23 protein-coding genes and 1 pseudogene are annotated in these 26830 nt (G+C 52.5%); 13 read left to right on the top strand and 11 right to left on the bottom strand.

The genetic code is table 11. The features are described from left to right. Positions 1 to 246 precede the first annotated feature (246 nt). Complete coding sequence (gene ompW / locus SD961_RS10410; protein ID WP_318790299.1) at positions 247 to 879, top strand: outer membrane protein OmpW; 633 nt, start codon at positions 247 to 249, stop codon at positions 877 to 879. A 57-nt stretch (positions 880 to 936) separates the two neighbouring features. On the opposite strand, the gene SD961_RS10405 is transcribed toward ompW, so the two are convergent. The 6 genes and pseudogenes from SD961_RS10405 to SD961_RS10380 form a co-directional block, all read right to left on the bottom strand. Further along, positions 937 to 1251, bottom strand: coding sequence for a BON domain-containing protein (locus tag SD961_RS10405; RefSeq protein ID WP_318790297.1), 315 nt, complete (start codon positions 1249 to 1251; stop codon positions 937 to 939). Between the two features lie 157 nt (positions 1252 to 1408). Continuing rightward, entirely contained in the window at positions 1409 to 2215 is an 807-nt protein-coding gene (gene trpA, locus SD961_RS10400; RefSeq protein WP_318790296.1) for a tryptophan synthase subunit alpha, read from the bottom strand. Then, positions 2215 to 3405: a tryptophan synthase subunit beta gene (gene trpB, locus SD961_RS10395; RefSeq protein ID WP_318790294.1), complete on the bottom strand. Its 1191-nt coding sequence runs from the start codon at positions 3403 to 3405 to the stop codon at positions 2215 to 2217. The genes trpA and trpB overlap by 1 nt, the downstream gene beginning before the upstream one ends. Positions 3406 to 3451: 46 nt before the next feature. After that, on the bottom strand, positions 3452 to 4813 hold the full coding sequence (trpCF, locus tag SD961_RS10390; RefSeq protein ID WP_318790293.1) for a bifunctional indole-3-glycerol-phosphate synthase TrpC/phosphoribosylanthranilate isomerase TrpF: 1362 nt from the start codon (positions 4811 to 4813) through the stop codon (positions 3452 to 3454). 2 nt (positions 4814 to 4815) lie between these two features. Further along, a pseudogene (gene trpD, locus SD961_RS10385) lies at positions 4816 to 6409 on the bottom strand (bifunctional anthranilate synthase glutamate amidotransferase component TrpG/anthranilate phosphoribosyltransferase TrpD). Next, positions 6409 to 7971: an anthranilate synthase component 1 gene (locus SD961_RS10380; RefSeq protein ID WP_318790292.1), complete on the bottom strand. Its 1563-nt coding sequence runs from the start codon at positions 7969 to 7971 to the stop codon at positions 6409 to 6411. Before SD961_RS10380 ends, trpD begins: the two are co-directional and overlap by 1 nt. 285 nt (positions 7972 to 8256) lie before the next feature. Here SD961_RS10380 and rnm point away from each other — a divergent pair, with 285 nt between their 5' ends. Beyond that, on the top strand, positions 8257 to 9132 hold the full coding sequence (gene rnm, locus SD961_RS10375) for an RNase RNM (protein ID WP_318790291.1): 876 nt from the start codon (positions 8257 to 8259) through the stop codon (positions 9130 to 9132). 33 nt (positions 9133 to 9165) lie between these two features. Then, a complete protein-coding gene (locus SD961_RS10370; protein ID WP_318790290.1) occupies positions 9166 to 9786 on the top strand; it encodes an L-threonylcarbamoyladenylate synthase in 621 nt (206 codons plus the stop codon). 97 nt (positions 9787 to 9883) lie between these two features. Here SD961_RS10370 and SD961_RS10365 read toward each other — a convergent pair whose 3' ends face one another. Further along, complete coding sequence (locus SD961_RS10365; RefSeq protein ID WP_318790289.1) at positions 9884 to 10510, bottom strand: lipoprotein; 627 nt, start codon at positions 10508 to 10510, stop codon at positions 9884 to 9886. Positions 10511 to 11409: 899 nt separating this feature from the next. On the opposite strand from SD961_RS10365, the gene rluB reads away from it, so the two are divergent. Further along, the gene (rluB, locus tag SD961_RS10360; protein ID WP_318790288.1) at positions 11410 to 12279 is read left to right on the top strand and encodes a 23S rRNA pseudouridine(2605) synthase RluB; all 870 of its coding nucleotides are present in this window, start codon (positions 11410 to 11412) and stop codon (positions 12277 to 12279) included. Positions 12280 to 12381: 102 nt separating this feature from the next. On the opposite strand, the gene cobO is transcribed toward rluB, so the two are convergent. Then, entirely contained in the window at positions 12382 to 12972 is a 591-nt protein-coding gene (gene cobO / locus SD961_RS10355) for a cob(I)yrinic acid a,c-diamide adenosyltransferase (protein ID WP_318790287.1), read from the bottom strand. Next, complete coding sequence (locus tag SD961_RS10350) at positions 12972 to 13733, bottom strand: YciK family oxidoreductase (protein WP_318790286.1); 762 nt, start codon at positions 13731 to 13733, stop codon at positions 12972 to 12974. The genes cobO and SD961_RS10350 overlap by 1 nt, the downstream gene beginning before the upstream one ends. 216 nt (positions 13734 to 13949) lie before the next feature. Between SD961_RS10350 and sohB the strand changes: the two genes are divergently transcribed. After that, the gene (sohB, locus tag SD961_RS10345) at positions 13950 to 14999 is read left to right on the top strand and encodes a protease SohB (RefSeq protein ID WP_318790285.1); all 1050 of its coding nucleotides are present in this window, start codon (positions 13950 to 13952) and stop codon (positions 14997 to 14999) included. Positions 15000 to 15028: 29 nt separating this feature from the next. Here the strand turns inward: sohB and SD961_RS10340 are convergent, their stop codons facing one another. After that, positions 15029 to 15277: a DUF2498 family protein gene (locus tag SD961_RS10340; RefSeq protein ID WP_318790284.1), complete on the bottom strand. Its 249-nt coding sequence runs from the start codon at positions 15275 to 15277 to the stop codon at positions 15029 to 15031. Positions 15278 to 15686: 409 nt separating this feature from the next. On the opposite strand from SD961_RS10340, the gene topA reads away from it, so the two are divergent. The 5 genes from topA to acnA all read left to right on the top strand — a co-directional run bounded on the left by topA (position 15687) and on the right by acnA (position 23485). Continuing rightward, positions 15687 to 18296 (top strand): type I DNA topoisomerase, encoded by a 2610-nt coding sequence (topA, locus tag SD961_RS10335; protein ID WP_318790283.1) that lies wholly within the window; start codon positions 15687 to 15689, stop codon positions 18294 to 18296. Between the two features lie 203 nt (positions 18297 to 18499). Beyond that, on the top strand, positions 18500 to 19474 hold the full coding sequence (cysB, locus tag SD961_RS10330) for an HTH-type transcriptional regulator CysB (RefSeq protein ID WP_318790282.1): 975 nt from the start codon (positions 18500 to 18502) through the stop codon (positions 19472 to 19474). A 503-nt stretch (positions 19475 to 19977) separates the two neighbouring features. Then, the gene (locus tag SD961_RS10325; RefSeq protein ID WP_318790281.1) at positions 19978 to 20136 is read left to right on the top strand and encodes a YmiA family putative membrane protein; all 159 of its coding nucleotides are present in this window, start codon (positions 19978 to 19980) and stop codon (positions 20134 to 20136) included. A 2-nt stretch (positions 20137 to 20138) separates the two neighbouring features. Continuing rightward, positions 20139 to 20303 (top strand): hypothetical protein, encoded by a 165-nt coding sequence (locus SD961_RS10320; protein WP_318790280.1) that lies wholly within the window; start codon positions 20139 to 20141, stop codon positions 20301 to 20303. Positions 20304 to 20785: 482 nt separating this feature from the next. Continuing rightward, positions 20786 to 23485, top strand: a complete 2700-nt coding sequence (acnA, locus tag SD961_RS10315) for an aconitate hydratase AcnA (RefSeq protein WP_318790279.1) — start codon at positions 20786 to 20788, stop codon at positions 23483 to 23485. A gap of 86 nt (positions 23486 to 23571) precedes the next feature. On the opposite strand, the gene ribA is transcribed toward acnA, so the two are convergent. Then, complete coding sequence (gene ribA / locus SD961_RS10310) at positions 23572 to 24165, bottom strand: GTP cyclohydrolase II (RefSeq protein ID WP_306205573.1); 594 nt, start codon at positions 24163 to 24165, stop codon at positions 23572 to 23574. 226 nt (positions 24166 to 24391) lie between these two features. Between ribA and pgpB the strand changes: the two genes are divergently transcribed. The 3 genes from pgpB to lapB all read left to right on the top strand — a co-directional run bounded on the left by pgpB (position 24392) and on the right by lapB (position 26781). Next, positions 24392 to 25153, top strand: coding sequence for a phosphatidylglycerophosphatase B (gene pgpB, locus SD961_RS10305; protein WP_318790278.1), 762 nt, complete (start codon positions 24392 to 24394; stop codon positions 25151 to 25153). 143 nt (positions 25154 to 25296) lie between these two features. Further along, the gene (locus tag SD961_RS10300; RefSeq protein WP_318790277.1) at positions 25297 to 25605 is read left to right on the top strand and encodes a LapA family protein; all 309 of its coding nucleotides are present in this window, start codon (positions 25297 to 25299) and stop codon (positions 25603 to 25605) included. Between the two features lie 6 nt (positions 25606 to 25611). Beyond that, positions 25612 to 26781, top strand: a complete 1170-nt coding sequence (gene lapB, locus SD961_RS10295) for a lipopolysaccharide assembly protein LapB (RefSeq protein WP_318790276.1) — start codon at positions 25612 to 25614, stop codon at positions 26779 to 26781. Positions 26782 to 26830: the final 49 nt, after the last annotated feature.

Below are 26830 nucleotides of genomic sequence, written 5' to 3'. Positions count from 1 at the left end.
GATTAGCGCCCAGTAATGGCGGATTCGAAAGGAATCGGCTTGTCGGGCGTTTTTGTGCCAGCACAGTAATCCTTAAGGGGTACCGTTGTTCAGGCCTGGTATAAATTGATCTGAATCAACTCTATGTTTTATAAGCGCTTTGAAAGAAATGATCCAGATGCTTTTTGCAAAATTTCGGGTAAAACTGTTGCCAATAAAAACAACGTCGCCCTCAGTGGCTGGTTTTATCTTTGCAAAGGAGTGGTTATGAAAATCAAAGCGCTGGCGTTTGCAGTAGTGGCTCTGCTGCCGATAGTGGCTTCTGCTCATCAGGCAGGGGATTTCTTTATGCGAGCCGGGTCGGCAACCGTTCGCCCAACGGGAGGCTCTGACAATGTGCTGGGTCTGGGAGAGTTTGATGTCAGTAATAATACCCAACTCGGCCTGACCTTTACTTATATGGCCACGGATAACATTGGCATTGAATTACTGGGAGCAACGCCGTTCCGTCACAAAGTGGGTCTGCCCGCTACGGGCACGCTGGCTACAGTACACCAGTTACCGCCAACGCTGATGGCGCAGTGGTACTTCATGGGGAACAGCAGTAAATGGCAACCCTATGCGGGCGTGGGTGTGAACTACACTATGTTTTATGACAACGACTTTAACCAGACCGGGCGCGATGCCGGACTCAGTAATCTTAAAGTGAAAAATTCCTGGGGCATTGCAGGACAGGTGGGGCTGGATTATCAGCTGACGCCAGACTGGATGCTGAACGCCTCGTTATGGTACATGGATATCAATACCAAAGTCAGCTTCGATTCGGCGGCGGGTCACCAGAGTATCGATACGCACATCAATCCTTTTGTCTTCTTCTTTGGAGCAGGCTATCGCTTCTGAGTGGCGTAGTGGCAATAATTAAGGCGCTGAGCAGCGCCTTAATTATTTATGCAGAAGTTACTTAATCTGCATATTGTTGGTGACAGAAGTTACACCCTTCACGCTGCGGGTGATCTGCACAGCACGGCTGGCAGAAGCGGCGCTGGTGACGAATCCGCTGAGCTGGACGCGGCCTTTAAAGGTCTCCACGTTGATCTCAGTTGATTTCAGTGAATCATCTTTCAACAGTTCGGTTTTAACCTTGGTGGTAATTACCGTGTCATCAAGATAACCACCGGTTCCTTCTTTAGTTGGCGTAGGGGCGCAAGCGCTGACCGTCAAAGCCACAACTGCTGCAATAACCATACCCGAAAGCATTTTAAACAACTTCATTCTCTTCTCCCTGTCATTCAATAGTTGGCCTTAGCCATGTTTACAGAAACGCTCTGTCTCAAAAGCTTAGACAGTAAACGTCAATTTTCCAGCAGAGGATGTAATAAAGAGTGTAAAAATAGTGCCTTACCTGAAAAGATAAGGCACTTAAGTGAAATCAGCGCGTGGCGGCTTTCAGCGAACTCACAAAGGCTTTCAGTTCAGTTAGCATGGTTGGCGCATCAGCATGATGTTGCTCAATGATTTTGACAATGGCAGAACCGGAAATGGCTCCAGCTGCGCCTGCATCCAGCGCCTCTCGCACCTGGCCGGGTTCAGAAATGCCAAAGCCCTGTACCGGCGGCGCAGCATGATACTCACGCAGCTTATCCACCAGGTGTTGTAGTGAGTGGCTGACGCCACGACTCTCGGTACCGGTTACGCCTGCACGTGAAAGCAGGTAGGTGTAGCCACGACCATGTGAGGCGATTTCACGCAGCAGATCGTCACTGGCGTTCGGCGGACAGATAAAGATAGGCGCAACGTTGTGACGCAGGGCGGACTGACGGAAAGGGGCCGATTCCTCAACCGGTACATCAGCCACCAGCACCGAGTCCACGCCCACTTCCTGGCAACGGGCATAGAAATTATCGATCCCGTTAGAGAAAACGAGGTTGGCATACATCAGTAAGCCAATTGGAATCTCAGGGTATTTCTGCCGGATGCTCTTTAACAGTTCAAAACAGTGTGACGGTGTCACGCCTGCCGCAAAGGCGCGCAGTGCGGCATTTTGAATAGTAGGGCCATCCGCCAGCGGATCGGAGAAGGGGATACCCAGCTCCAGGGCATCGGCACCGCCTTCCACTAACGCATCAATAATTTGCAGAGAAAGTTCTGGCGTCGGGTCGCCCAGCGTGACGAAAGGCACAAATGCACCTTCCTTTTTGGCAGCAAGACGGTTGAAAAGCTGGTCATAACGCTCCATCAGATCTCTCCCTTAGCAGTCAGAATATCGTGTACGGTGAAAATATCTTTGTCGCCGCGTCCCGAAAGGTTAACCACCAGAAGCTGCTCTTTTTCTGGCGCTTCCCGCATCATTTTCAGTGCATGTGCCAGGGCGTGAGAGGATTCCAGCGCCGGGATAATCCCTTCGCTGCGGCAGAGCTCTTTAAAGGCCTCCATCGCTTCATCATCGGTAATCGACACATAGTCTGCGCGACCAATACTGTTCAGATAGGCGTGCTGTGGGCCGACGGAGGGAAAATCCAGACCGGCAGAGATAGAATAGGACTCTTCAATCTGACCATCCTCAGTCTGCATCATTGGCGATTTCATACCGAAATAGATGCCGACGCGGCCATGCTTCAGCGGCGCGCCGTGTTCACCCGTTTCAATACCGTGTCCGGCTGGCTCGACGCCGATCAGGCCAACTGCGGCATCGTCAATAAAATCAGCAAACATGCCGATGGCGTTGGAACCGCCGCCCACGCACGCGATCACCGCATCCGGCAGACGGCCTTCTCTTTCCAGAATCTGCGCTTTGGTCTCTTCCCCAATCATCCGCTGGAATTCACGCACAATGGTCGGGAACGGATGCGGGCCAGCCGCGGTTCCCAGCATATAATGGGCGGTATCATAGCTGCCAGACCAGTCACGCAGCGCCTCGTTACAGGCATCTTTCAACGTTGCTGAACCGCTCTGTACCGGAATGACTTCAGCACCCATTAAACGCATTCTGAAGACGTTTGGCGACTGGCGCTCAATATCTTTAGCGCCCATATAAATTCGGCACTTCAGACCCAGCAGTGCGCTGGCCAGCGCAGAAGCCACACCATGTTGACCGGCACCTGTTTCGGCGATGATCTCTTTTTTACCCATGCGTTTAGCCAGTAATGCCTGGCCTAATACCTGGTTGGTTTTATGCGCGCCGCCGTGCAGTAAATCTTCACGCTTGAGATAGAGGCGGGTTTTGGTGCCGGCAGTAAGATTTTTACACAACGTCAGCGCTGTAGGTCGTCCGGCGTAGTTTTTCAGCAGATCGGTGAATTCGGCCTGAAATTCCGGGTCGCGCTGAGCGCTGACAAAGGCTTCTTCCAGCTGGCGCAGCGCGGGCATCAGGATCTGTGGCACATACATGCCACCAAATTCACCAAAGTAGGGATTCAATAAGGTCATGTCGCTTCTCTTTTCGCTACAGGGGCTGCCGGAGCAGCCCCGACGGTCAGTACGCCTTCAGGGTGTGAAACACTGAGGCAATCTTTAAGGCATCTTTGATCCCGGGCGCGCTTTCCACCCCGGAATTGAAATCGAGTCCGGCACAGCCAAGCTGTGCAGCTTCCACGCAGTTATCTGCGCCCAGTCCACCGGCCAGCAACACGTTGTCCAGCGACTCGCCACGCAGCAGTGACCACTCAAACCGTTTCCCGCTTCCGCCGTTGCCGTTATCAAAAACGTAGCGATCGACATGCTGCCAGTCGCGGGCGGGAAGGGTCTCTTTAATACTGAACGCTTTCCAGATTTGTACCCGCTCGGGTAATTCTGCTCGCAGAGCGGTAACAAACGCCTGGTCTTCCTCACCGTGCAGCTGCACGGCTTGCAGATCCAGTGCCGCCACGGTAGTGACAATGTCACCGATAGCGTTATTGCGGAATACGCCTGCATACTTCAGCGGCGCACCGCTCATTACCTGGCGCGCTTTCTCTTCATCCACCTGGCGTGGAGAGCCTTCGGCGAAGATCAGGCCGCCATAAATAGCACCAGCTTCATGGGCGGCACGGGCATCTTCAGCCCGCGTCAGACCACATACTTTGTTATCGCCCAGCATCACGCGCCGCACGGCGGCAGAGAGATCGTCCTCAGACATCAGGGCTGAGCCAATCAGGAAGCCGTTAGCAAAGCGGCTTAGCTCACGCACCTGCGCATAGCTGTTGATGCCGGATTCGCTGATAACCGTCACGCCATGCGCCACTTTGGGCGCCAGACGGCGTGTGCGATCAAGATCGATCGAGAGATCGCGCAGGTCGCGGTTATTGATGCCAATGACTTTTGCTCCCAGCGCGGTAGCGCGGTCAAGCTCTTCATCGCTGATCACTTCAGTCAGCACGCCCATATTCAGGCTGTGGGCTACGGCCGCCAGCTGGCGATACTGCTCATCAGTCAACACGGAGAGCATCAGCAGGATCGCATCTGCCTGATAATAACGCGCCAGATAAACCTGATAGGGATCAATCATAAAGTCTTTGCACAGCACCGGTTGGGTGATGGCGGCGCTGACCACAGGGAGAAAATCGAAGCTGCCCTGAAAATATTTCTCATCGGTCAGCACGGATACCGCAGAAGCGTAGTGCCTGTAGATCCCGGCGATAGCGGCAGGATCGAAATCTTCGCGGATCACCCCTTTTGACGGAGAGGCTTTCTTGCACTCCAGAATAAAGACGGTTCGCGCACCCTGTAAGGCGTGATAAAAGCTGCGGGTGGAGGGCTGCACCTCATTCTGAAACGAGGAGAGCGGCTGCTGCTGCTGGCGTTCTGCCAGCCAGAGCGCTTTATCCTGCACAATTTTATTCAGTACGGTTTCCTGCATGATTATCCTCTTGCTGCAAGCGCAACAACGCGTTCATAGGGCTGACCGCTGCGAATGGTGCGCAGGGCCTGCTGAGCGTTCTCACGTAAATCTTCATGACCAAAAATCTTCAACAGCAGGGCGACGTTAGCGGCAACAGCCTCTTCGTGCGCGCGCTCGCCCTTACCCTGGAGTAATCGCGTCAGAATGTCACGGTTTTCTTCAGGCGTGCCGCCAGCCAGCGCTTCCTGGGGATGAGAGTCGAGGCCGAAATCTTCCGGCGTCAGCTGATAGCTGGTAATTTCGCCTTCGCGCAGTTCGGCAACGTGGGTCGCACTGTGCAGCGCCACTTCATCCATGCCGCCGCCATGCACCACCGCCGCACGCTTATAGCCCAGTACCTTCAGCGTCTGAGCAATGGGCAGAACCAGCTCCGGGCTGTAGACGCCAATCACCGCCAGCGGCGGGCGGGCAGGGTTGATCAGCGGACCAAGCACATTAAACAGCGTGCGGGTTTTCAACTGCTGACGCACCGGCATGGCATGGCGGAAGCCAGCGTGATACTGCGGTGCAAACAGGAAGCAGACGTTCAGCTCATCCAGCGCTTGTCGCGCCATGTCAGCAGGCAGATCCAGGCTGATGCCAAACGCCGCCAGCAAATCGGACGAGCCGGACTTGCTGGAAACGCTGCGGTTACCATGCTTCGCCACTTTCAGCCCGCAGGCCGCGGCCACAAAGGCGCTGGCTGTTGAAATATTGATGCTGTTGCTGCCATCGCCGCCGGTACCCACGATATCGGCAAAGGCGTAATCCGGGCGCGGGAAGGGTTTTGCATCTTCCAGCAGAGCGGTGGCTGCGCCAGCGATCTCTTCAGGTCGCTCACCGCGAACCTTCATGGCGATCAGCGCGGCGGCCAGCTGCGTGGGTTCAAGCTGACCGGTAATAATGGCAGAAAAAAGCTGATGGCTCTCCGCCTGTGTCAGGGTTTTCGCCTGGTAAAGTTTTTCCAGAATAGCGTTCATCGCATGCTCCTTTTTATTATGCCAGCGCCCAGGCGAGGGTTTGTTCCAGAAGGCGTGCGCCCTGGGTAGTCAGGATCGATTCCGGGTGGAACTGAAATCCGCAGACCCGATCTTCGTCATGACGAACGGCCATTACCATGCCATTGAAGGTGGCGTTTACCGTCAGCTCTTCCGGTACGTTGCTGCCTACCAGCGAGTGATAGCGGGCTACCGGCAGCGGGTTTGGCAGGCCGGCAAACATGCCGCTCTCGTCATGAGTGATGGCAGAGGCCTTGCCATGCAGAATTTCGCCAGCCTGGCCAACGTGTCCGCCGTAAGTTTCCACTATCGCCTGGTGGCCCAGACAGATGCCGATGACAGGCAGGCGTCCACGCAGGCGCTTCAGCAGCTCTGGCATGCAGCCCGCTTCCGCCGGAGCGCCGGGGCCGGGCGAAAGCATCAGTACCGGGTTTTCCATCGTCTGAAGGCGTTCAATCAGAGTCTCTGCCGGGACGTTGTTGCGGTAAATCACCACGTTATGGCCAAAGGCGCGTAACTGGTCAACAAGGTTGTAAGTAAACGAGTCAATATTGTCGAGCAGCAGAATATCGGCCATCAGAAAATCTCCTTGCAGTGATGAGCGGTGGCAATGGCGCGCAGCACAGCGCGGGCCTTATTGCGGCTCTCATCGGCTTCCGCCTGTGGAACAGAATCGAGCACTACGCCAGCACCAGCCTGCACTGTGGCTATGCCATCCTCCACATAAGCTGAACGGATCACGATGCAGGTATCGAGATCGCCGCTGGCGGTGAAGTAGCCTACCGCGCCGCCGTAGCTGCCGCGGCGGGTACCTTCAGCACCGGCAATCAACTGCATGGCACGCACTTTCGGTGCACCGCTAAGCGTGCCCATATTCATGCAGGCGCTGTAGGCGTGCAGCACATCCAGGTCTTTGCGCAGCGTTCCCACCACGCGGGAGACCAGATGCATCACAAAGGAGTAGCGGTCAACTTTAGTCAGGTCAGCCACGTAGCGGCTGCCTGGCTCACAAATTCGCGCCAGATCGTTACGAGCCAGATCCACCAGCATCAGATGCTCTGCCAGCTCCTTATGATCGGTACGCATTTCCAGCTCAATGCGGCTGTCGAGATCGCGGTCCAGTGACCCATCAGCATGGCGGCCACGAGGGCGCGTACCGGCAATCGGATAGATTTCAATTTTGCGGCTGGCGGCATCATATTTCAGCGAGCTTTCCGGAGAAGCACCAAACAGGCTGAAATCCTGATCCTGCATAAAGAACATGTAAGGGCTTGGATTGCTGTTTTTCAGCGTGTCATAAGCGGCCAGCGGAGAAGGGCAAGGCAGCGAGAAACGACGTGAGGGCACAACCTGGAAAATCTCACCGATGCGGATCGCTTCCTGCATCTGGCGAACCACGCGGCAATACTCTTCATCGCTCTGGCTTTCGCTCAGCGCCATCTGTTCTACTTTCTGAACCGGCAGGGAAGGCGCGGGCTGTAACATCTGCGTATGCAGCTGCTCGATGCGGCTTTGCAGGCGCAGGAATTCAGTTGGGGCTGGCGTAAACAGCGAGGCCTGCAGACGAGAGGTCTGGCTCTGATGGTCAATCACCAGCAGCGTTTCGGCCAGATAAAAACAGTAGTCCGGGCAGCGTTGCTGATTCTCCAGCGGCGGCAGATCTTCAAAGCTGGCCACCAGGTCATAGGCAAACAGGCCACCGAGCAGCATCGCTTCACGTTCCTCTTCCGGGCTGTTCACCAGATGCGGGATAAGGCGTAAAGCGTCAAAAACCGAGGTGGCTTTCAGTCGGGAATCTTCGTCCTGTACTTCTGTATTGGCCGGGAAAATCAGTTCGCGGCCGTCGGGACGAACGGTGCTCTGCACGGTGGCAGGAAGCGCAGCGTCAAGCAGCGGCAAAATAGCGCGCCCATTCTCAGAGAGCGCCTGCACGCTGACGGTGTTGCCCAGCGCCTTGATGCGCAACGCGCTGTCCACAATCAGCAGGCTTTTCAGATTACGTTTGCTGTCGATATCCGCGGACTCCAGCAGCAGCGTCGCCGGACGGGCGCCGCACAGCTGATGGAAAACGGCAGCCGGATCCTCGCGGTAGGGTGCGTTGCCGGTAATCAACTTCACTGTAGGTTTGGCATTTTGCATGAGGTCACTTCTCTGAATTTTGCTTAAAAAAAAGCCCGCTTTCGGCGGGCCTGGGTATCTGCACAACGTCTGGTTGCGTGCAAGACTCCTTCGCCCATTCAGGGTGAAGTGCGCCACCAACCTGTCATTACCGTCTGCGTCATCGTCATGATTGCGATACCCCTGCATGTGAACTTGCGTACTAGTTAACTGGTTCGTGATAAAAAAGTCAACACTCTTTTTCCCCAGGGTTAAGTAAACCTGGTTATCATGTTGTGACATTCATAGCTCAATGACGGAGCCGTTTTGACAGAGTCAACCCCGCTTAATCCCTATCCCATCCATGACTTACACAGCCATACCCGCGCTTCAGATGGCTTACTCACGCCGGAAGAGTTGGTTCTGCGTGCGGTAGAACATCGGGTTGGCGTGCTGGCAATAACTGACCACGATACGGTTGCAGGGGTTCAGCCGGCTTTGGACGCCGTGACAAAGCATCAGCTTCCGCTGAAAATTATGGCTGGCGTTGAAGTCTCCACGCTGTGGGAAAATCATGAAATTCATATTGTCGGGCTGGGCGTGGACATTACTCATCCGGCGCTGACCGCATTTCTGCAGGAGCAAAACACCCGCCGGCTGGCTCGTGCAGAGCTGATTGCCGAGCGGCTGGAGAAAGCGCGTATCCCGGGAGCACTGGCAGGGGCGCTGGCTCTGGCGGAAGGCGGCGCTATTACCAGGGGACATTTTGCCCGTTTCCTGATAGCTGAGGGTAAAGCGGACAATATGGCTAAGGTGTTTAAAAAATATCTCGCCCGTGGCAAAACCGGCTACGCTCCGCCACAGTGGTGTACAATTAAACAAGCTATTGATGCGATTCATCATTCTGGCGGACGCACGGTGCTGGCGCATCCCGGCCGCTACGGCCTCTCCGCGAAGTGGCTAAAGCGGTTGATTGCCCATTTCAGCGAGGAAGGCGGTGATGCGATGGAGGTGGCTCAATGTCAGCAGGCGCCTGATGAGCGAACTCAGCTGGCACGTTATGCCCAGGATTATCAGCTCGCCGCATCACAAGGTTCTGATTTCCATCAGCCTTGTCCCTGGATCGAGCTGGGGAAAAAATTATGGCTTCCTGGCGGCGTTGAGGCCGTGTGGCTGCGCTACCCGGAAATTGTACCCGCATGACCGCTGGCGGGTGCGGCAGATAAGAGGTTAGTTATGAGTCAATTTTTCTATATACACCCGGAAAATCCACAGCCAAGGCTAGTCAAGCAGGCCGTTGAACTGCTGAATAAAGGCAGCGTGATTGTTTACCCGACGGATTCAGGGTACGCGCTGGGGTGCAAGCTGGAAGACAAGAATGCGATGGAACGCATCTGCAGGATCAGGAAGCTGGATGGGAACCACAATTTTACGCTGGTATGCCGGGATCTCTCGGAGCTCTCTACCTACGCCCACGTGGATAATACGGCGTTCCGGCTGATCAAGAACAACACACCGGGCAATTACACCTTTATTCTGAAGGCCACCAAAGAGGTGCCACGTCGTTTAATGAACGATAAGCGTAAAACTATCGGCTTACGTGTCCCTTCTAACCCGATTGCGCTGGCTTTGCTGGAGCAGTTAAATGAACCAATGATGTCCACCTCGCTGATGCTGCCGGGCAATGACTTTACCGAGTCCGATCCTGAAGCGATTCAGGAGAGCATAGGTAAACAGGTGGATCTGATTATTCATGGCGGCTACCTGGGGCAGCATCCTACTACGGTTATTGATTTAACCGAAAACAGCCCGAAAGTAGTGCGCGAAGGCGTGGGCGACGTTCAGCCGTTCTTATAAATATCTCAGGCTCGTCGGCGAATCTATTTCGCCACGAGCCTGCAAATCAGAAGATACATAATTCCTCTTTTTAGTTTCCCTTCAGACTTTATTTGCTTTAAGTCGTCGATTTGCTCAGCCACTCTTTAAAGTCATTGTAAGGGATATAGAGTGAGACATCCTTAAGAGGAACTGCTGTATTTTTATGGCGTTTAATTTCATTGGTGAAGCCCACAATCACCCCACCAATAGTGTCATCTTTGTTATAAACCGCGCCGCCTGACATTCCTTTAACCACGCCCGCATTAGAGACCATGGCGACACAGGGGCGTTTATTCCACTCATTGCGAATACCGGTAAGGGCCAGATTAACACCTGAAGACTCAACCGGCATGGCGGTGATAAAACTGTAACCGTACATTTTAACCGGTTCACCTATATCACCATTACGGAATTTAGGCAGGGTTTTAATATCATTCTTGTGGTAGATAATCGCGAGGTCGCAGTAGGGGTGATAAGCCTTCACGCGCTGCACGGAGAGCTTAGCGACATGCGCCGCCGTCAGGCTGTATTCCGGGGTAAGAGGGATGCTGGTGCCCAGCGCGCCGATGCCCAGAATGGTAGGAATGCCGGTGAAATTCATATCCACCCGTTTCATGGCTTCACTGCTGTACTCATATTTACCCACAGAGCAGCCGGACAACATTAGCGCCGCTAATGCTGGTAAGATCGCTATTTTTTTCATATTAGTTACGCTTTGTCGGACACGTCAGTAAATCCCTGGTGAGGAGAGATGACGTGTAATGCCGATGCTGATACGGGATCAGCGTTTTTTTTGAGGGGTCATGCCCTCTTATTAATTAATAAATCTTAATGTTACTGCTTTTATATTTATGTACTTAAACTAAATTATAATAATTTTTAACAATTCATTTTTTAAAAGTAATCTGAATTGTCTGATTGAATTCTACACAAACTTATTAACGACGCAAATTAATAAAAGCCATTCACTGTTAAAAAAAGTGATGATCCAGAATTAAGTCAACCTGCTATTTTAATAGCCTGTTTATTTGTTGTTGAGTTCGTTAACAGGACGGTTTATTTACATTACCGCAGAATTATATTCTGTTAGCCAGCAAAAAGTAGGTGTTAACAACTATCGCTACTTTTAATGGTGGCACGCCGCGCTACCCGATGGGCTATTTGACTTTATTTTCAATTGAAATGCAGGGAGGGCGGGAAATAATGGGGAATATAAGCATCAATAATAAGCCTCCTGACGGCGGGTTTATTAATTAACAAAATAGTAACATTGCTGATTTTTTTCTGGGAAATCATTAGCGTGGTGCACTATCCGATCTGCATGTTTGTTAAGTGGCATCACTGCTTTTGAAAATGCTTGCGCTTATTACAGGATGATAAGCCGTGAAAGCGTGCGCCCAGCCACTGGACTGGCTGCCGCTAACGCTTGCAGGTGCGTATAGCGTTATCAATAAAGATCAACTTAGTGTAGAATGCGCTTCCCCTGAAAAGGGCAGAGATTTGCCAGGGTGTACGCGCAGGGCGCGGCACCGCAGACTCTGCTGCCGGACACGGGCCACTTGAATAGCATGACGCCTGGGAAGGCGACACAGAGGTAGCGCCATGAGCGAAAAATTACAGAAAGTATTAGCACGCGCCGGGCACGGTTCCCGCCGCGAAATTGAAACCATGATCTCTGCCGGACGCGTCAGCGTGGATGGCAAGCTGGCTACGTTGGGCGACCGCGTCGAATCCAGCGCTTCTATTAAGATCCGCGTAGATGGCCATCTGGTCTCCGTGGCGGAATCCACCACTGAAGTCTGCCGCGTTCTGGCTTACTACAAGCCTGAAGGCGAGCTCTGTACGCGTAACGATCCTGAAGGTCGCCCAACCGTCTTTGACCGTCTGCCTAAATTGCGCGGCGCCCGCTGGATTGCCGTAGGCCGTCTGGATGTGAATACCTGCGGCCTGCTGCTCTTTACCACCGATGGTGAACTGGCAAACCGGCTGATGCACCCGAGCCGTGAAGTTGAAAGGGAATATGCGGTTCGTGTATTCGGCGCTATTGATGATGACAAGATCAGACAGCTGAGCCGTGGCGTGCAGTTGGAAGATGGTCCTGCTTCTTTTAAAACGCTGAAATTTACCGGCGGGGAAGGGATCAACCAGTGGTATACCGTAACGCTGACAGAAGGTCGTAACCGTGAGGTGCGCCGTCTGTGGGAATCCGTCGGCGTGCAGGTCAGCCGTTTGATCCGTACCCGCTACGGCGATATCACGCTGCCGAAAGGGCTGCCACGCGGTGGCTGGACGGAGCTTGAACTGGCCCCGACGAACTACTTACGTGAGCTGGTTGGCCTGCCAGCTGAAACTACCAGTAAGGTGGCGGTAGAGAAAGATCGCCGTCGCACCAAAGCGAATCAGATTCGTCGCGCGGTCAAACGCCATTCGCAGGTAAGCGGCACTCGCCGTCCTTCCAGCAAACGTGGCTGATTAGCATTTCCGCAGCAGTAAAAAAGCCCCTGATGCAGCGCATCCGGGGCTTTTTTTATCGGTTATACGCTGAGCCATCTGCAAGGCATAACCGTACGGGGATTACCAGTCAATACCTTGCTGAGCCTGAATCCCCGCATCAAAAGCATGTTTTACCGGACGCATTTCGGTAACGGTATCTGCTAACTCCAGGATTTCGCGATGACAGCCTCTGCCGGTGATAATCACGCTTTGATGAGCGGGGCGGCCTTTCAGCGCGGCAATCACCTCAGCCAGAGGCAGATAGTCAAAGCTCACCATATAAGTCAGCTCATCCAGAACCACCAGATCAAGGCTCTCATCCTGCAACATCCGCTTGCCATGCTGCCAGACCTGCAGACAGGCTTTAGTATCAGTTTCACGGTTTTGCGTATCCCAGGTAAACCCGGTAGCCATAACCTGGAACTCCACGCCCAGGGGTTCCAGTAAATTGCGTTCACCGTTGGGCCACTCTCCTTTAATAAACTGAATGACCCCGGCGCGCTTCTGATGGCCCACGGCACGAGTGGCGGTGCCAAAGGCCGCAGTCGTTTTCCCTTTGCCGTTGCCGGTGAACACCATTAAAATACCGCGAACTTCCGTGGCTGAAGCGATGCGGGCGTCAACCTTCTCTTTCAGCTTCTGCTGACGCTGTTGGTGGCGTTCTTCAGCCATTATTCTGCCGCTCCCGGTTTACGTCCGGGCTGGGCATCGTAACTGATACCCGTTTTTCGTTTGCTGTCATCACCCATCAGATAAAGGTAGAGCGGCATAATATCCGCTGGTGTCTTCAGCTTATGCGCATCTTCTTCCGGAAAAGCACTGGCACGCATTTTTGTGCGCGTACCGCCAGGATTGATGCAGTTTACCCGGAGATGCTTGCTGTCATATTCATCTGCCAGCACTTGCATCATGCCTTCAGTGGCAAATTTTGATACAGAGTAAGCGCCCCAGCCCGCGCGCCCCTGACGTCCCACACTGGACGTGGTAAAGACCAGCGAAGCTGAAGGGGATTTCAACAGCAGCGGTAACAGCGCCTGAGTCAGAAAGAAGGTGGCGTCAATGTTGACCCGCATCACCTGCTGCCAGACGGCGGGGTCCTGCTTGTCCATAGTTACAATCTCACCCAGCAATCCTGCGTTGTGCAAAACGCCATCAAGGCGGGGAACCTGTGCAGCCACCTCTTCAGCCAGCTCGCGGCAACGCTCAGGCGTGGCCTGCTCTAAATCGAGGAGAAAATAGTGAGGTCTCTCTTTTCCGGTTGCGGCAATCTCATCCGCTACCGTCTCTAATTTTTGCGCATTACGCCCCAGCAACAAAACCTGGGCGCCATAGCGGGCATAGGTCAGGGCGGCCTCACGGCCAATGCCGTCGCTTGCGCCGGTGACAAGGATGATATGGTCGGTGAGTAAGTTGTCTTTAGGTTGATAGTGCACGGTGAACTCCTCTGGCGGGGACCTGGGGCATACGGCGAACCTGCCGGTAAGCCCTTGCCCGCAATCAATAATATGCTTTATGCCTTAATTTACAGAGCAGTTCAATGTTCAGCAAAGGTAAAAGCGTGCGCTAACGCCGGGAATCTGACGACGTACTCCAGCGACTCGGCTACAATAGCAGCCTGATCTAATATCATGTAAATAAAGGCGGAATGAGTGGAATTACTCTCTTATTATGGGCTTTTTCTGGCCAAAACCATCACCGTGGTGGTTGCCATTGCAGCAATTGCGGTGTTGATCACCAATCTGGCGATGCGTAAACGCACACAATCCGGCCAGCTTAAACTCACCAACCTGGGTGAACGCTACCAGGCGATGAAAGATGAGATGATGCTTGCAAAAATGAAGCATCAGGATCAAAAACTGTGGCACAAAGAGCAGAAGAAGAAAAATAAGCTGGAAGCGAAAGCCACCAAACAACGCGCTAAGCAGGGGTTAAAACCGGAGAGCGGCAAGCCTTCACTCTTTGTGCTGGATTTTAAAGGCAGCATGGATGCCCACGAAGTCAGCTCATTGCGTGAAGAGATTTCAGCCGTGATGGCCGTAGCAAAACCGGAAGATGAGGTGCTGCTACGTCTGGAAAGTCCGGGCGGCGTGGTACACGGCTATGGCCTTGCCTCTTCGCAATTACAGCGTCTGCGCGAAAAGGGTATTCGCCTGACCGTGGCCGTTGATAAGGTGGCGGCCAGCGGGGGCTACATGATGGCCTGTGTGGCAGATCGCATCGTCGCCGCGCCTTTCTCCATCATCGGCTCCATTGGCGTTGTCGCCCAGATCCCCAACTTTAACCGCCTGCTGAAGCGGAACAATGTTGATGTGGAACTGCATACCGCTGGCGAATACAAACGTACGCTGACGCTGTTTGGTGAAAATACCGACCAGGGACGCGAAAAGTTTCGCGAAGATCTGAACGAAACCCATCTGCTGTTTAAGCAGTTTGTCCATCAGATGCGTCCTGCGCTGGATATCGACAGCGTGGCGACGGGCGAACACTGGTTTGGCACACAGGCGCTGGAAAAAGGGCTGATTGACGCTATTGGCACCAGCGACGATCTGATCATCGATCACATGGCTAATCACGAAGTGATCTCCGTGCGTTATACCCGCCGTAAAAAAATGATGGACCGTTTTACCCAAAGCGCTGCTGTTGGTGCAGAACGGCTTCTGCTTCGCCTCTGGCAGCGTGGTGAAAAACCTCTGCTGTAACTCTTTCAGCGTCCGTTCTGCGGACGCTGTTACTTCTTAAGCGTGTAGTTGGGTGAAAGTTGCACCGTCAGATATTTAAACACGTTAAACACCACCGTACTCTTTTCGCCAGGCAAGCCCTGTTCATCCAGAAAATAGTCTCCGCGGAAAATAAGCAGATCACCTTTTTGCTCCACGTCCGTTGCGGCTAATCCCCTGAAATAATCTTTATGGTCGGCAATCATCTCATTCGCCAGTGCCAGTAAATTATCTCGATCTATCGTCTGGGTCTGATTCATGTTTTCTCTCCTTTATAGTAAACGCGCGCAAAAGAGTATATTACCTCCGGCAGAGGAAAAGCCACAGCGTTAATGCGGGCATGTAGCAGGTAACTCTTTTTAACCAACTTTCTGGCGGAAATGGCGGGCAGATGCTAATTAAGTTGCGTATCAGATTTTATCAGGTACAGTGTGGGCGTTTCAGGTTCCGGGCGTAAAAGTGGCATTACGCAATGTTTGAAATGCACTGAACAGGTTGTAAAAGGTGTCGTTAATCAGCAAGTTGGCTCTCTGAGTTGGGAGCATCAACAGGGCAGTAAACCAGCGGGTTGAAAATCACTGACCCCGTGGCCATATCGTTAACGCGTCTCGCTTGCCCTGGCAAACGGCACAATTTACTCTCGGATGTTTTAATCAGGTAAAGGTAATTATGGGTAAAGCTCTCGTAATAGTTGAGTCCCCGGCAAAAGCCAAAACAATCAATAAATATCTCGGAAATGACTATGTGGTAAAGTCCAGCGTAGGTCATATCCGGGATTTGCCGACCAGTGGATCAACAGTTAAAAAGAGCGCTGACTCTACAACCAGTAAACCAGCCAAAAAAGTGAAGAAAGATGAAAAGGCGGCGCTGGTCAGCCGCATGGGCGTCGATCCTTATCACGGTTGGGAAGCGGACTACCAGATTCTGCCAGGCAAAGAGAAAGTGGTTGCAGAGCTGAAGTCTCTGGCCCAGAACGCCGATCATATCTATCTCGCAACGGACCTTGACCGCGAAGGGGAAGCCATTGCCTGGCACCTGCGGGAAGTGATCGGTGGCGATGATTCACGCTTCAGCCGCGTGGTCTTTAACGAAATAACCAAGAATGCTATTCGTCAGGCTTTTGAAAAGCCGGGCGAACTCAATATCAACCGCGTCAACGCGCAACAGGCACGCCGTTTCATGGACCGCGTGGTGGGCTATATGGTCTCACCGCTGCTGTGGAAAAAGATTGCCCGCGGCCTTTCCGCTGGACGTGTTCAGTCCGTCGCTGTGCGGCTGGTAGTGGAACGTGAGCGCGAAATCAAAGCCTTTGTGCCTGAAGAGTACTGGGAACTGCATGCCGATCTGAACACGCCAAAAGGCATCGGCCTGCCTATGGAAGTCACGCATCAGCATGACAAACCGTTCCGTCCGGTTAATGGCGACCAGACTCATGCAGCAGTCAGCCTGCTGGAAAAAGCCCGCTATGTGGTGGCCGATCGCGAAGATAAGCCAACCAGCAGCAAGCCGGGCGCACCTTTTATTACCTCCACGTTGCAGCAGGCGGCGAGTACGCGTCTGGGCTACGGCGTGAAGAAAACCATGATGATGGCGCAGCGTCTCTATGAGGCTGGACACATCACTTATATGCGTACTGACTCTACCAATCTGAGCCAGGATGCGGTCGGCATGGTACGGGGTTATATCGAAAGCGAGTTTGGCACCAAATATCTGCCAAAAGCCGCCAACGTTTACACCAGCAAAGATAATTCTCAGGAAGCGCACGAAGCGATTCGTCCTTCTGACGTCGCTATCCAGGCCGAGCAGTTAAAGGATATGGAAGCCGATGCACAGAAGCTTTATCAGCTGATCTGGCGTCAGTTTGTCGCCTGTCAGATGATGCCGGCGCAATATGACTCTACCACGCTGACGGTTACTGCCGGTGATTTCAAACTCAAGGCGAAAGGGCGCACGCTGCGTTTTGATGGCTGGACGAAAGTGATGCCTGCGCTGCGTAAGGGCGATGAAGATCGCACCTTACCCCCGATTGAAATAGGGGAAGAGCTTAAGCTGCAGCAGCTCAAGCCAAGCCAGCACTTTACCAAACCACCGGCTCGCTTCAGCGAAGCTTCGCTGGTGCGTGAGCTGGAAAAACGGGGTATCGGGCGTCCTTCAACCTACGCATCGATTATTTCGACCATCCAGGATCGTGGCTATGTCCGCGTGGAAAGCCGTCGTTTTTATGCGGAAAAGATGGGCGAAATCGTGACCGACCGCCTGGAGTCTAACTTCCGTGAGCTGATGAATTATGACTTTACCGCCCATATGGAAGACAGCCTGGACCAGGTAGCGAACAACGAAGCGCAGTGGAAAGGCGTGCTGGACAAGTTCTTTGCTGACTTCAGCCAGCAGCTGGAGCAGGCGGATAAGGATCCGGAAGAGGGCGGCATGCAGCCTAATCAGATGATCCTGACCTCAATCGACTGCCCAACCTGTGGTCGTAAAATGGGGATCCGCACCGCAAGCACTGGCGTCTTCCTGGGCTGTTCAGGCTATGCGTTGCCGCCAAAAGAGCGCTGCAAGCAGACCATCAATCTGATCCCTGAGAATGAAGTGTTGAATATTCTTGAGGGTGATGATGCGGAGACGAACGCGCTGCGCGCCCGTCGCCGCTGCCAGAAATGTGGCACTGCCATGGACAGTTACCTGATCGATAATCAGCGCAAGCTGCACGTCTGTGGTAACAATCCGGGCTGTGATGGTTATGAAATCGAGCAGGGCGAATTCCGCATTAAAGGCTATGACGGCCCGGTAGTGGAGTGTGAAAAGTGTGGCTCAGAGATGCACCTGAAAATGGGACGTTTCGGCAAGTACATGGCCTGCACCAACGACGAGTGTAAAAACACCCGTAAGATCCTGCGTAATGGCGACGTTGCGCCACCGAAAGAAGATCCGGTTCCGCTGCCAGAACTGGCTTGTGAAAAATCGGATGCTTATTTTGTCCTGCGTGATGGTGCAGCTGGCGTCTTCCTTGCGGCCAATACTTTCCCTAAATCCAGGGAAACGCGTGCGCCGCTGGTGGAAGAGCTGCAACGCTTCCGCGATCGTCTGCCGGAGAAGCTGCGTTATCTGGCCGATGCGCCAGCCAGTGACGAAGAGGGTAACAAATCGGTGGTTCGCTTCAGCCGTAAAACCAAACAGCAGTATGTCAGCACCGAAAAAGACGGGAAGGCAACAGGCTGGTCGGCGTTTTACGTTGACGGCAAATGGGAAGTGACTGCCAAAACCTCGAAAAAGTAAGCTGTTGGGCCAGCACTCGCTGGCCCTTCCTCCTCTCTGCTCGCTATACATCCTTTTCATATTTGGTATAGTGGTTATAGAAATCCCTTTCTTTATTATCAAATCGCATTAGACCGGGTCCATCAGTGCTGCGGCGGTGTCTTCACGGCTTTTGCACGGCCAGGCGTTGAGTGCGTGGCTTCAAACCTCAAATGGAATGAAAAATGAAATTGCAGCAGCTGCGTTATATCGTTGAAGTGGTGAATCACAATCTTAACGTCTCCTCTACCGCTGAAGGGCTTTATACGTCACAACCCGGGATCAGTAAGCAAGTCCGTATGCTGGAGGATGAACTGGGCATCCAGATTTTTGCCCGCAGCGGTAAGCACCTTACTCAGGTTACGCCGGCAGGGCAGGAAATTATTCGTATTGCCCGTGAAGTGCTCTCTAAAGTTGATGCAATCAAATCCGTGGCGGGCGAGCATACCTGGCCCGACAAAGGTTCGCTCTACGTTGCCACAACCCATACACAGGCTCGCTATGCTTTACCTAATGTGATTAAAGGCTTTATTGAACGCTACCCGCGCGTTTCGCTGCACATGCATCAGGGTTCGCCCACGCAGATTGCAGAAGCCGTTTCTAAGGGGAATGCTGACTTCGCCATTGCTACCGAAGCGCTGCATCTCTATGACGACCTGATTATGTTGCCGTGCTATCACTGGAACAGGGCGATTGTGGTCACGCCCGATCATCCCCTGGCGGGCAAAGCGAAAGTCTCCATTGAAGAACTTGCAGAATATCCATTAGTGACCTATACGTTCGGTTTTACGGGCCGATCAGAACTGGACACCGCTTTTAACCGGGCCGGGCTTACCCCGCGAATAGTCTTTACCGCCACCGATGCTGATGTGATTAAAACCTATGTTCGTCTGGGCCTGGGTGTTGGGGTCATTGCCAGCATGGCGGTAGACCCTGTCTCGGATCCCGATCTGGTTCGCATCGAGGCGACTGATGTGTTTAGCTTTAGTACGACCAAAATCGGCTTCCGTCGCAGCACCTTCCTCAGGAGTTACATGTATGACTTCATTCAGCGTTTTGCCCCCCATCTGACGCGCGATGTGGTTGATACTGCTGTAAGTTTGCGTTCCAACGAAGATATAGAAGCGATGTTTAAAGATATTAAATTGCCCGCCCGATAATTTCCCCCGTGATTGCTATCGCTAAGTCAAGGCCACCTTTGTGGCCTTTATTATTTGATTGGTACTTTCTATTGCTCTCATCGATAAAAGCTTTTTATTCTTTTTACGTAAATGAAACATGTATCACATGTTTTTTCATTGTTATTCATTAAATGAGAAATGGTACACACTTTTCACCCGCAGACTTTGCGTCTGGTTAGGATGATTCTCATACTCTGGTTATAGCGTGGCGGAGAGAGGCGGTTCTTAAGGCTGAGTAAAGTTTTCTCCAGAAATGATTGGATCTGAAAGGGGGTTTAAACGTGGTTATTTGGGTTAGAACGTAATTTATTGACTTAAGTTTGATTAATCACAAAGGATATAGTTTTTCTTGTTTGATTAATCTCTTTAATCGTTTTGTTCAATAAAAATTACTGGATTTCGCCCAAAATAATGTTTAGGATTCATCCTAATTTCTGATTGGTTCAAACAATCGTTTTCAATGAGAGTGATTATCAAAAACTATGGCTACTAGATTATCTGTACAACCCGACTTCGGGCACAAAACCATCAAGGTTCAGCGTACCAGCAATCTGAAACGCAAGGCCTGGTTAGCGGTATTCGCCGGTTCAGCGGTGTTTTGGATTGTTGTTGCATTCATGATCTGGCGTGTATGGGGTTAACTATGTTCTTACAAACTCTGAATCAGAAACCGCAACAAACCAACAAGATGAAAGAACAGTATTGTAAAGGCAAAAATGCGGATGAAGTCACTATTCCAGACGCGTGGGGCCTGAATGAATTACAGCGTAATTTTATTGATTCCATGATCGATAAAAAAGCGAAGTAACAGCAGCGCTTTTTTCAGCCGGTGGGTTGAACTTTTTATATAAGCAAAAATTTTACTTTAATTGCCAACTCTATGGCCAGGCACCTTTATGCCTGGATGATGGAAAACCCATCAGCAAACGGTTAAGCCTTTATCTGTTAAAGGTTTTGATTCAAGAACATTTTTGGTCCTGGCGGCCTGAGGGAGTGAAAAAAATGAATTTAACTCAAATGACCTGGTTTAGTACCTGGACTTTCTCAGCCTTATTCTGGACAAGTGCTGTCTGGGTCGGTTTGATGATGCATTAATAGTGCATAGTTAAACAATTCGCATTTATATAAAAACGCCTCGCTGGAATATCTCGCGGGGCGTTTTTACGTTCAGGATCTCTTCTTTATTGTTGTTTCGTGTTGTTATCAAAACGTTACTTCTCGTTTGTACTATCTTTAAATCAGACCCTGTAATGTCTCAGGTTATGTTCAGAGATCAATGAAGGAGGAGCGATGTCGTCTACCCTACATAATAAAGCCAGGGCTACACTGGATGTCAAAGGCCAACGTTATACCTATTACAGCCTGCCTCAGGTCGCAGAAGAACTGGGAGACCTCTCCCGCCTGCCCAAATCCTTGAAAGTCCTGATGGAAAACCTGCTGCGCTGGCAGGATGAAGATTCTGTCACCGCGAAGGATATCGCCGCTCTGGCGGGCTGGCTTACCCATGCGCATGCTGACCGGGAAATTGCCTATCGTCCGGCACGTGTATTAATGCAGGACTTTACGGGCGTTCCCGCCGTAGTCGACCTGGCCGCCATGAGAGAAGCCGTTAACCGGCTGGGCGGGGATGTGGCCAAAGTAAACCCGTTGTCGCCGGTGGACCTGGTGATTGACCATTCGGTTACCGTCGATCATTTTGGCGATGATGATGCTTTCGGAGAGAATGTGCGCCTTGAAATGGAGCGCAACCACGAGCGCTATGTTTTCCTGCGCTGGGGACAGAAAGCGTTTAATCAGTTCAGCGTGGTGCCGCCAGGTACGGGCATCTGTCATCAGGTCAACCTTGAATATCTCGGCAAAGCGGTCTGGCATGAAACAAAAAATGGTGAAGAGATAGCTTATCCCGATACCCTGGTCGGAACTGACTCGCACACCACCATGATTAATGCGCTGGGTGTATTAGGTTGGGGCGTGGGCGGCATCGAGGCAGAAGCTGCCATGCTGGGGCAGCCCGTTTCTATGCTGATACCTGACGTGGTAGGGTTTAAGCTAACCGGGAAATTACGACCCGGCATCACCGCAACTGATCTGGTCCTTACCGTGACTCAGATGCTGCGTAAACATGGTGTAGTGGGTAAGTTTGTTGAATTCTATGGTGATGGCCTGGCCGATCTGCCTCTTGCCGATCGCGGTACCCTTGCCAACATGGCCCCTGAATATGGCGCAACCTGCGGCTTCTTCCCGCTGGATGAAGTGACTCTCGGCTATATGAAGCTCACCGGCCGCAGCAGCGAACAGGTAGCATTAGTTGAGCATTACGCTAAAGCGCAGGGGCTGTGGAGAAATCCTGGCGATGAACCTCTTTTCACCAGTTCTCTGGCGCTGGATATGAATGATGTGGTGGCCAGCGTTGCGGGGCCAAAACGGCCGCAGGATCGCGTCTCGTTAGGGGAGGTACCCAAAGCCTTCCAGGCCAGTAATGAACTGGAAGTGAATCAGGCGCTGAAGCAGCATAAAGAAATCACCTATCACGACAGCAAAACGGGCCAACAGCATACGTTAAAGGATGGCGCTGTGGTGATCTCCGCTATCACCTCCTGTACGAATACCTCGAATGCCAGCATATTGATGGCCGCCGGGCTACTGGCGAAAAAAGCGGTCTCGCTGGGGCTGAAACGACAGCCCTGGGTCAAAGCCTCGCTTGCGCCTGGTTCCAAAGTGGTGTCGGACTATCTCGCCGCCGCGCGTCTGACGCCCTATCTGGATAAGCTCGGTTTTAACCTGGTGGGCTATGGCTGCACCACCTGCATCGGCAACTCGGGTCCGCTACCGGATGAAATTGAAAATGCCATCAAAGAGGGCGATCTCACCATGGGGGCGGTGCTCTCCGGAAATCGTAATTTTGAAGGGCGAATTCACCCCTATGTGAAAACCAACTGGCTGGCTTCGCCACCGCTGGTGGTGGCCTATGCGCTGGCCGGTAATATGAATATCAATCTGCAGGAAGATCCGCTTGGCGAGGATCAATCCGGTAACCCTGTCTATCTCAAAGATATCTGGCCTTCACCGGAGGAGATAGCCGAAGCAGTACAGCTCGTCTCTACCGATATGTTCCATAAAGAGTATGCCGAAGTATTCTTAGGCACGCCTGAATGGCAGCAGATCAAAGTCAGCGAAGCCGCTACTTATGACTGGGACGAAGGATCGACCTATATCCGGCTTTCGCCTTTCTTTGACGATATGGAAAAACAACCCAAGCCGGTTGAAGATATTCGCGGCGCGCGCATTTTGGCGATACTGGGTGATTCAGTTACTACGGATCATATTTCGCCCGCAGGCAGCATTAAAGCGGAAAGCCCGGCAGGGCGTTACCTGCAGGCGCATGGCGTTGAGCGCGGCGATTTTAACTCCTACGGATCGCGTCGTGGTAACCATGAGGTAATGATGCGCGGCACGTTTGCCAATATCCGCATCCGCAATGAAATGGTGCCGGGGGTGGAAGGGGGCATTACGCGCCTGGTACCTGGCGACGAGCAGTTAGCCATTTATGATGCAGCGATGAAGTATCAGCAGCAGGGTACACCGTTGGCGGTGATTGCGGGCAAGGAGTATGGTTCAGGTTCCAGCCGCGACTGGGCAGCAAAAGGTCCGCGCCTGCTGGGTATCCGGGTGGTTATCGCAGAATCTTTTGAGCGTATACACCGTTCTAATCTGATTGGTATGGGGATCCTGCCGCTGGAGTTCCCGGACAATGTAACCCGCAAAACGCTGGGGTTAACCGGTGATGAGCAGATTGATGTGGAAAACCTGACGCAGTTAAAACCGGGGGGCACGGTAAACGTCACCCTGACCTATAGCGACGGGCGGAAAGAGACGCTGGCAACACGGTGCCGCATTGATACAGGTAATGAGCTTACTTATTACCAGAACGACGGTATCCTGCACTATGTAATCCGTAACATGCTGAGCGATAAACCCGCTGCGGCATAACAGATAGCCTGCAGCAAAGCACTCTGCTGTTACTGAAACAAAAGGGCCAACATATGTTGGCCCTTTTTTAAGGGTACGCCTGGCCTTTATTCTTTCGTCAGCAGATGGCCCATTTTAGCGGCCTTAGTGTCCAGATAGTGGGCGTTTTCCGGGTTACGCCCAACAATCAGCGGCACGCGCTCGACAATATTAATCCCGGCTTCGCTAAGGATCTCTACCTTACGAGGATTATTGGTCAGCAGGCGGACTTCATTTACGCCCAGCAGTTTGAACATATCCGCACAGAGAGTGAAATCACGCTCATCTGCAGCAAAACCCAACTGGTGATTGGCTTCAACGGTATCAAAGCCTTTATCCTGCAATGCGTAAGCACGGATTTTGTTCAGCAGACCAATATTACGGCCTTCCTGGCGGTGATACAGCAGCACGCCCCGGCCTTCTTCCGCAATATGGTTCAGCGCCGCTTCCAACTGAAAACCGCAGTCGCAACGCAGACTGAAGAGAGCATCGCCAGTCAGACACTCGGAATGGACGCGCGCCAGCACCGCATCGCTGTCAGTAATATCGCCATAAACCAGCGCCACATGATCGTGACCGGTTGCCAGTTCTTCAAAACCAACCATCAGGAAATCTCCCCATGGCGTGGGCAGTTTGGCTTCTGCTACCCGTTTAAGCTGCATGTGACTCTCCAGAAACTTCAAATGTTGCGCTATCATCATGGTAGCGCGCTGTCAGCAAACTGACACAGTTTCCTTATTTTGCCACAATCAGGGCGAAGGCGGTTAACGTCTTAGAGCGATTGTTCAGATACCGCACAATTATCACCTTCATCAACACTATGTTATTATTTTTTCACATAAACTTAGCGTTAAAACGAGAAATGCTTCATATCAGTAAAGGAAGACAATGAGAGATATTTTGAAACGTACAACCCTGGGTGCGCTGTTACTGCTGATGATGCCCGTTGGGGTTATGCTCTCTGGCTGGCACTGGAAGCCGGTGGAGATGGGGGCTGCACACAAAGCGCTCTTTTGGCTGACCGAGACCGTTACCAGCCCCTGGGGCATACTCACCAGTGCGCTCCTGTGCGGCTGGTTCTTGTGGTGTCTGCGGTTCCGGCTCAAACCGGCACTCATTTTGCTGATCATCGTGGTTTCTGCCATTCTCGTAGGGCAATACACGAAATCGTTTATCAAAGAGCAGGTCCAGGAGCCGAGGCCATATGTAATGTGGCTGGAACAGAACCAGGGCCTGAATGAGCAAACTTTTTACCAGCAGAAACGACCAGAACGTAGCATGCTGGTGCGTAATGCACTGATTGCTAATACGCAATTGCCGGACTGGCTGAAGCAGCACTGGGAATTTGAAACAGGATATGCTTTCCCCTCGGGCCATACTATGTTTGCCGCCAGCTGGGCATTACTGGGAATAGGGTTGCTCTGGCCGCGCCGACGCATCGTGACGGTCACACTGCTGACAGGCTGGGCGATTGGGGTAATGGGTAGCCGGTTAGTGCTGGGGATGCACTGGCCGCAGGATCTGATCTCCTCTACCCTGATTAGCTGGGTGTTGGTCAGCCTGGCTACCTGGCTGGTACAGCGTTATTGCGGTCCGCTTACCGTTCCGCCGCAGGAAGAGCGTGAAATTGAGCAGCGCGAACGGGAGTGATTGTCTTTTTGATGTTTGCACCCATATTACCAGTCAGGACACTGTTTTTTCACGGTCGCCGCTTCTGAGGGTGCAACGGACAAGCAACAGCGCATTTTTTTTGGCATAATTCATCTGGTTAACACCAGACTATGGGATGGACTGTGAAATATTTGCTGATTTTTTTACTGGTATTAGTGATTTTCATTATCTCGATTACGCTTGGGGCGCATAATGATCAGGTGGTTACCTTTAACTACCTTCTGGCGCAGGGCGAATATCGGGTTTCAACGTTGTTAGCTGTCCTGTTTGCGGCCGGATTTCTACTTGGCTGGGCCATTTGTGGCCTGTTCTGGCTGCGCGTTCGTGTGTCGCTTGCCCACTCTCAACGTAAATTAAAACGCCTGCAGCAGCAGCTGGGGCAGGCAGAAGAAGCTGTGACAGCGTCACAAGTTCCTGCCCTTAAGGAATAATCTCTTATGTTGGAATTGCTGTTTCTGTTACTGCCTGTTGCCGCCGCTTACGGCTGGTACATGGGGCGCCGCAGCGCACAACAGGACAAGCAACAGGAAGCAAGCCGCCTGTCGCGGGACTATGTCACAGGGGTAAACTTTCTGCTTTCCAACCAGCAGGATAAAGCGGTCGATCTTTTCCTGGATATGCTCAAAGAAGATAGCGGCACGGTAGAAGCTCACCTCACGCTGGGTAACCTTTTCCGCTCACGAGGAGAGGTTGATCGCGCTATCCGCATCCATCAATCTTTAATGGAAAGCGCCTCCCTGACTTACGATCAACGGCTCCTGGCTGTGCAACAGCTGGGGCGTGATTATATGGCTGCTGGCTTTTACGATCGTGCGGAAGAGATGTTCAGCCAGCTGGTTGATGAAACGGATTTCCGGGTAGGCGCGTTGCAACAGCTGTTAATCATCCATCAGGCCACCAGCGACTGGCCAAAAGCGATCGAAGTGGCCGAGCGGCTGGTTAAACTGGGTAAAGATAAGCAGCGCATGGAGATCGCCCATTTCTATTGTGAGCTGGCTTTGCAGGCGATGGGCAGTGATGATCTTGACCGGGCCATGAGCCTGTTGAAAAAAGGGGAGTCGGCAGATCGACAGAGCGCACGCGTCTCGATCATGATGGGGCGTATTCATATGGCGAAAGGTGAATATGCTAAAGCGATGGGGCATCTGCAGCGGGTGATAGAGCAGGATAAAGAGCTGGTCAGCGAGACGCTGGCCATGCTGGAAACCTGTTACCAGCAGCTTAATCAACCTCAGGCGTGGGCAGAGTATCTTCAGCGCTGTGTGGAGGAGAATACCGGAGCCGCCGCAGAACTCTATCTCTCTGACGTTATTGAGCGTGATGAGGGAGGGGAGGTGGCTCAGCTCTATATTAATCGCCAGCTTCAGCGTCACCCAACGATGCGGGTGTTCCATCGGCTGATGGATTACCACCTGCATGAAGCTGAAGATGGCAGGGCGAAAGAGAGCCTGATGGTGCTGCGCGATATGGTGGGCGAGCAAATCCGTACCAAACCACGTTACCGCTGTCACAAGTGTGGCTTTACCGCCCATGCGCTTTACTGGCACTGTCCTTCATGCCGGGCGTGGTCTTCCGTAAAGCCTATTCGCGGTCTGGACGGCCAGTAACCCTGCAAAGGGGCTGGCCTTTTCTTTTAGTGCGCTTTAGTTACAACAT

Source organism: Erwinia sp. MMLR14_017 (genome assembly GCF_033657285.1).
Classification (GTDB): Bacteria; Pseudomonadota; Gammaproteobacteria; order Enterobacterales; family Enterobacteriaceae; genus Erwinia.
Note: the sequence above shows the minus strand (reverse complement) of the source record. Positions and strands in the feature narration are given on the sequence as shown.

Coding starts and splice junctions, on each gene's coding strand:
- ompW (WP_318790299.1), top strand. CDS start 247: ATGAAAATCAAAGCGCTGGCGTTTGCAGTAGTGGCTCTGCTGCCGATA.
- SD961_RS10405 (WP_318790297.1), bottom strand. CDS start 1,251: ATGAAGTTGTTTAAAATGCTTTCGGGTATGGTTATTGCAGCAGTTGTG.
- trpA (WP_318790296.1), bottom strand. CDS start 2,215: ATGGAGCGTTATGACCAGCTTTTCAACCGTCTTGCTGCCAAAAAGGAA.
- trpB (WP_318790294.1), bottom strand. CDS start 3,405: ATGACCTTATTGAATCCCTACTTTGGTGAATTTGGTGGCATGTATGTG.
- trpCF (WP_318790293.1), bottom strand. CDS start 4,813: ATGCAGGAAACCGTACTGAATAAAATTGTGCAGGATAAAGCGCTCTGG.
- SD961_RS10380 (WP_318790292.1), bottom strand. CDS start 7,971: ATGCAAAATGCCAAACCTACAGTGAAGTTGATTACCGGCAACGCACCC.
- SD961_RS10370 (WP_318790290.1), top strand. CDS start 9,166: ATGAGTCAATTTTTCTATATACACCCGGAAAATCCACAGCCAAGGCTA.
- SD961_RS10365 (WP_318790289.1), bottom strand. CDS start 10,510: ATGAAAAAAATAGCGATCTTACCAGCATTAGCGGCGCTAATGTTGTCC.
- rluB (WP_318790288.1), top strand. CDS start 11,410: ATGAGCGAAAAATTACAGAAAGTATTAGCACGCGCCGGGCACGGTTCC.
- cobO (WP_318790287.1), bottom strand. CDS start 12,972: ATGGCTGAAGAACGCCACCAACAGCGTCAGCAGAAGCTGAAAGAGAAG.
- SD961_RS10340 (WP_318790284.1), bottom strand. CDS start 15,277: ATGAATCAGACCCAGACGATAGATCGAGATAATTTACTGGCACTGGCG.
- topA (WP_318790283.1), top strand. CDS start 15,687: ATGGGTAAAGCTCTCGTAATAGTTGAGTCCCCGGCAAAAGCCAAAACA.
- cysB (WP_318790282.1), top strand. CDS start 18,500: ATGAAATTGCAGCAGCTGCGTTATATCGTTGAAGTGGTGAATCACAAT.
- SD961_RS10325 (WP_318790281.1), top strand. CDS start 19,978: ATGGCTACTAGATTATCTGTACAACCCGACTTCGGGCACAAAACCATC.
- SD961_RS10320 (WP_318790280.1), top strand. CDS start 20,139: ATGTTCTTACAAACTCTGAATCAGAAACCGCAACAAACCAACAAGATG.
- acnA (WP_318790279.1), top strand. CDS start 20,786: ATGTCGTCTACCCTACATAATAAAGCCAGGGCTACACTGGATGTCAAA.
- ribA (WP_306205573.1), bottom strand. CDS start 24,165: ATGCAGCTTAAACGGGTAGCAGAAGCCAAACTGCCCACGCCATGGGGA.
- pgpB (WP_318790278.1), top strand. CDS start 24,392: ATGAGAGATATTTTGAAACGTACAACCCTGGGTGCGCTGTTACTGCTG.
- lapB (WP_318790276.1), top strand. CDS start 25,612: ATGTTGGAATTGCTGTTTCTGTTACTGCCTGTTGCCGCCGCTTACGGC.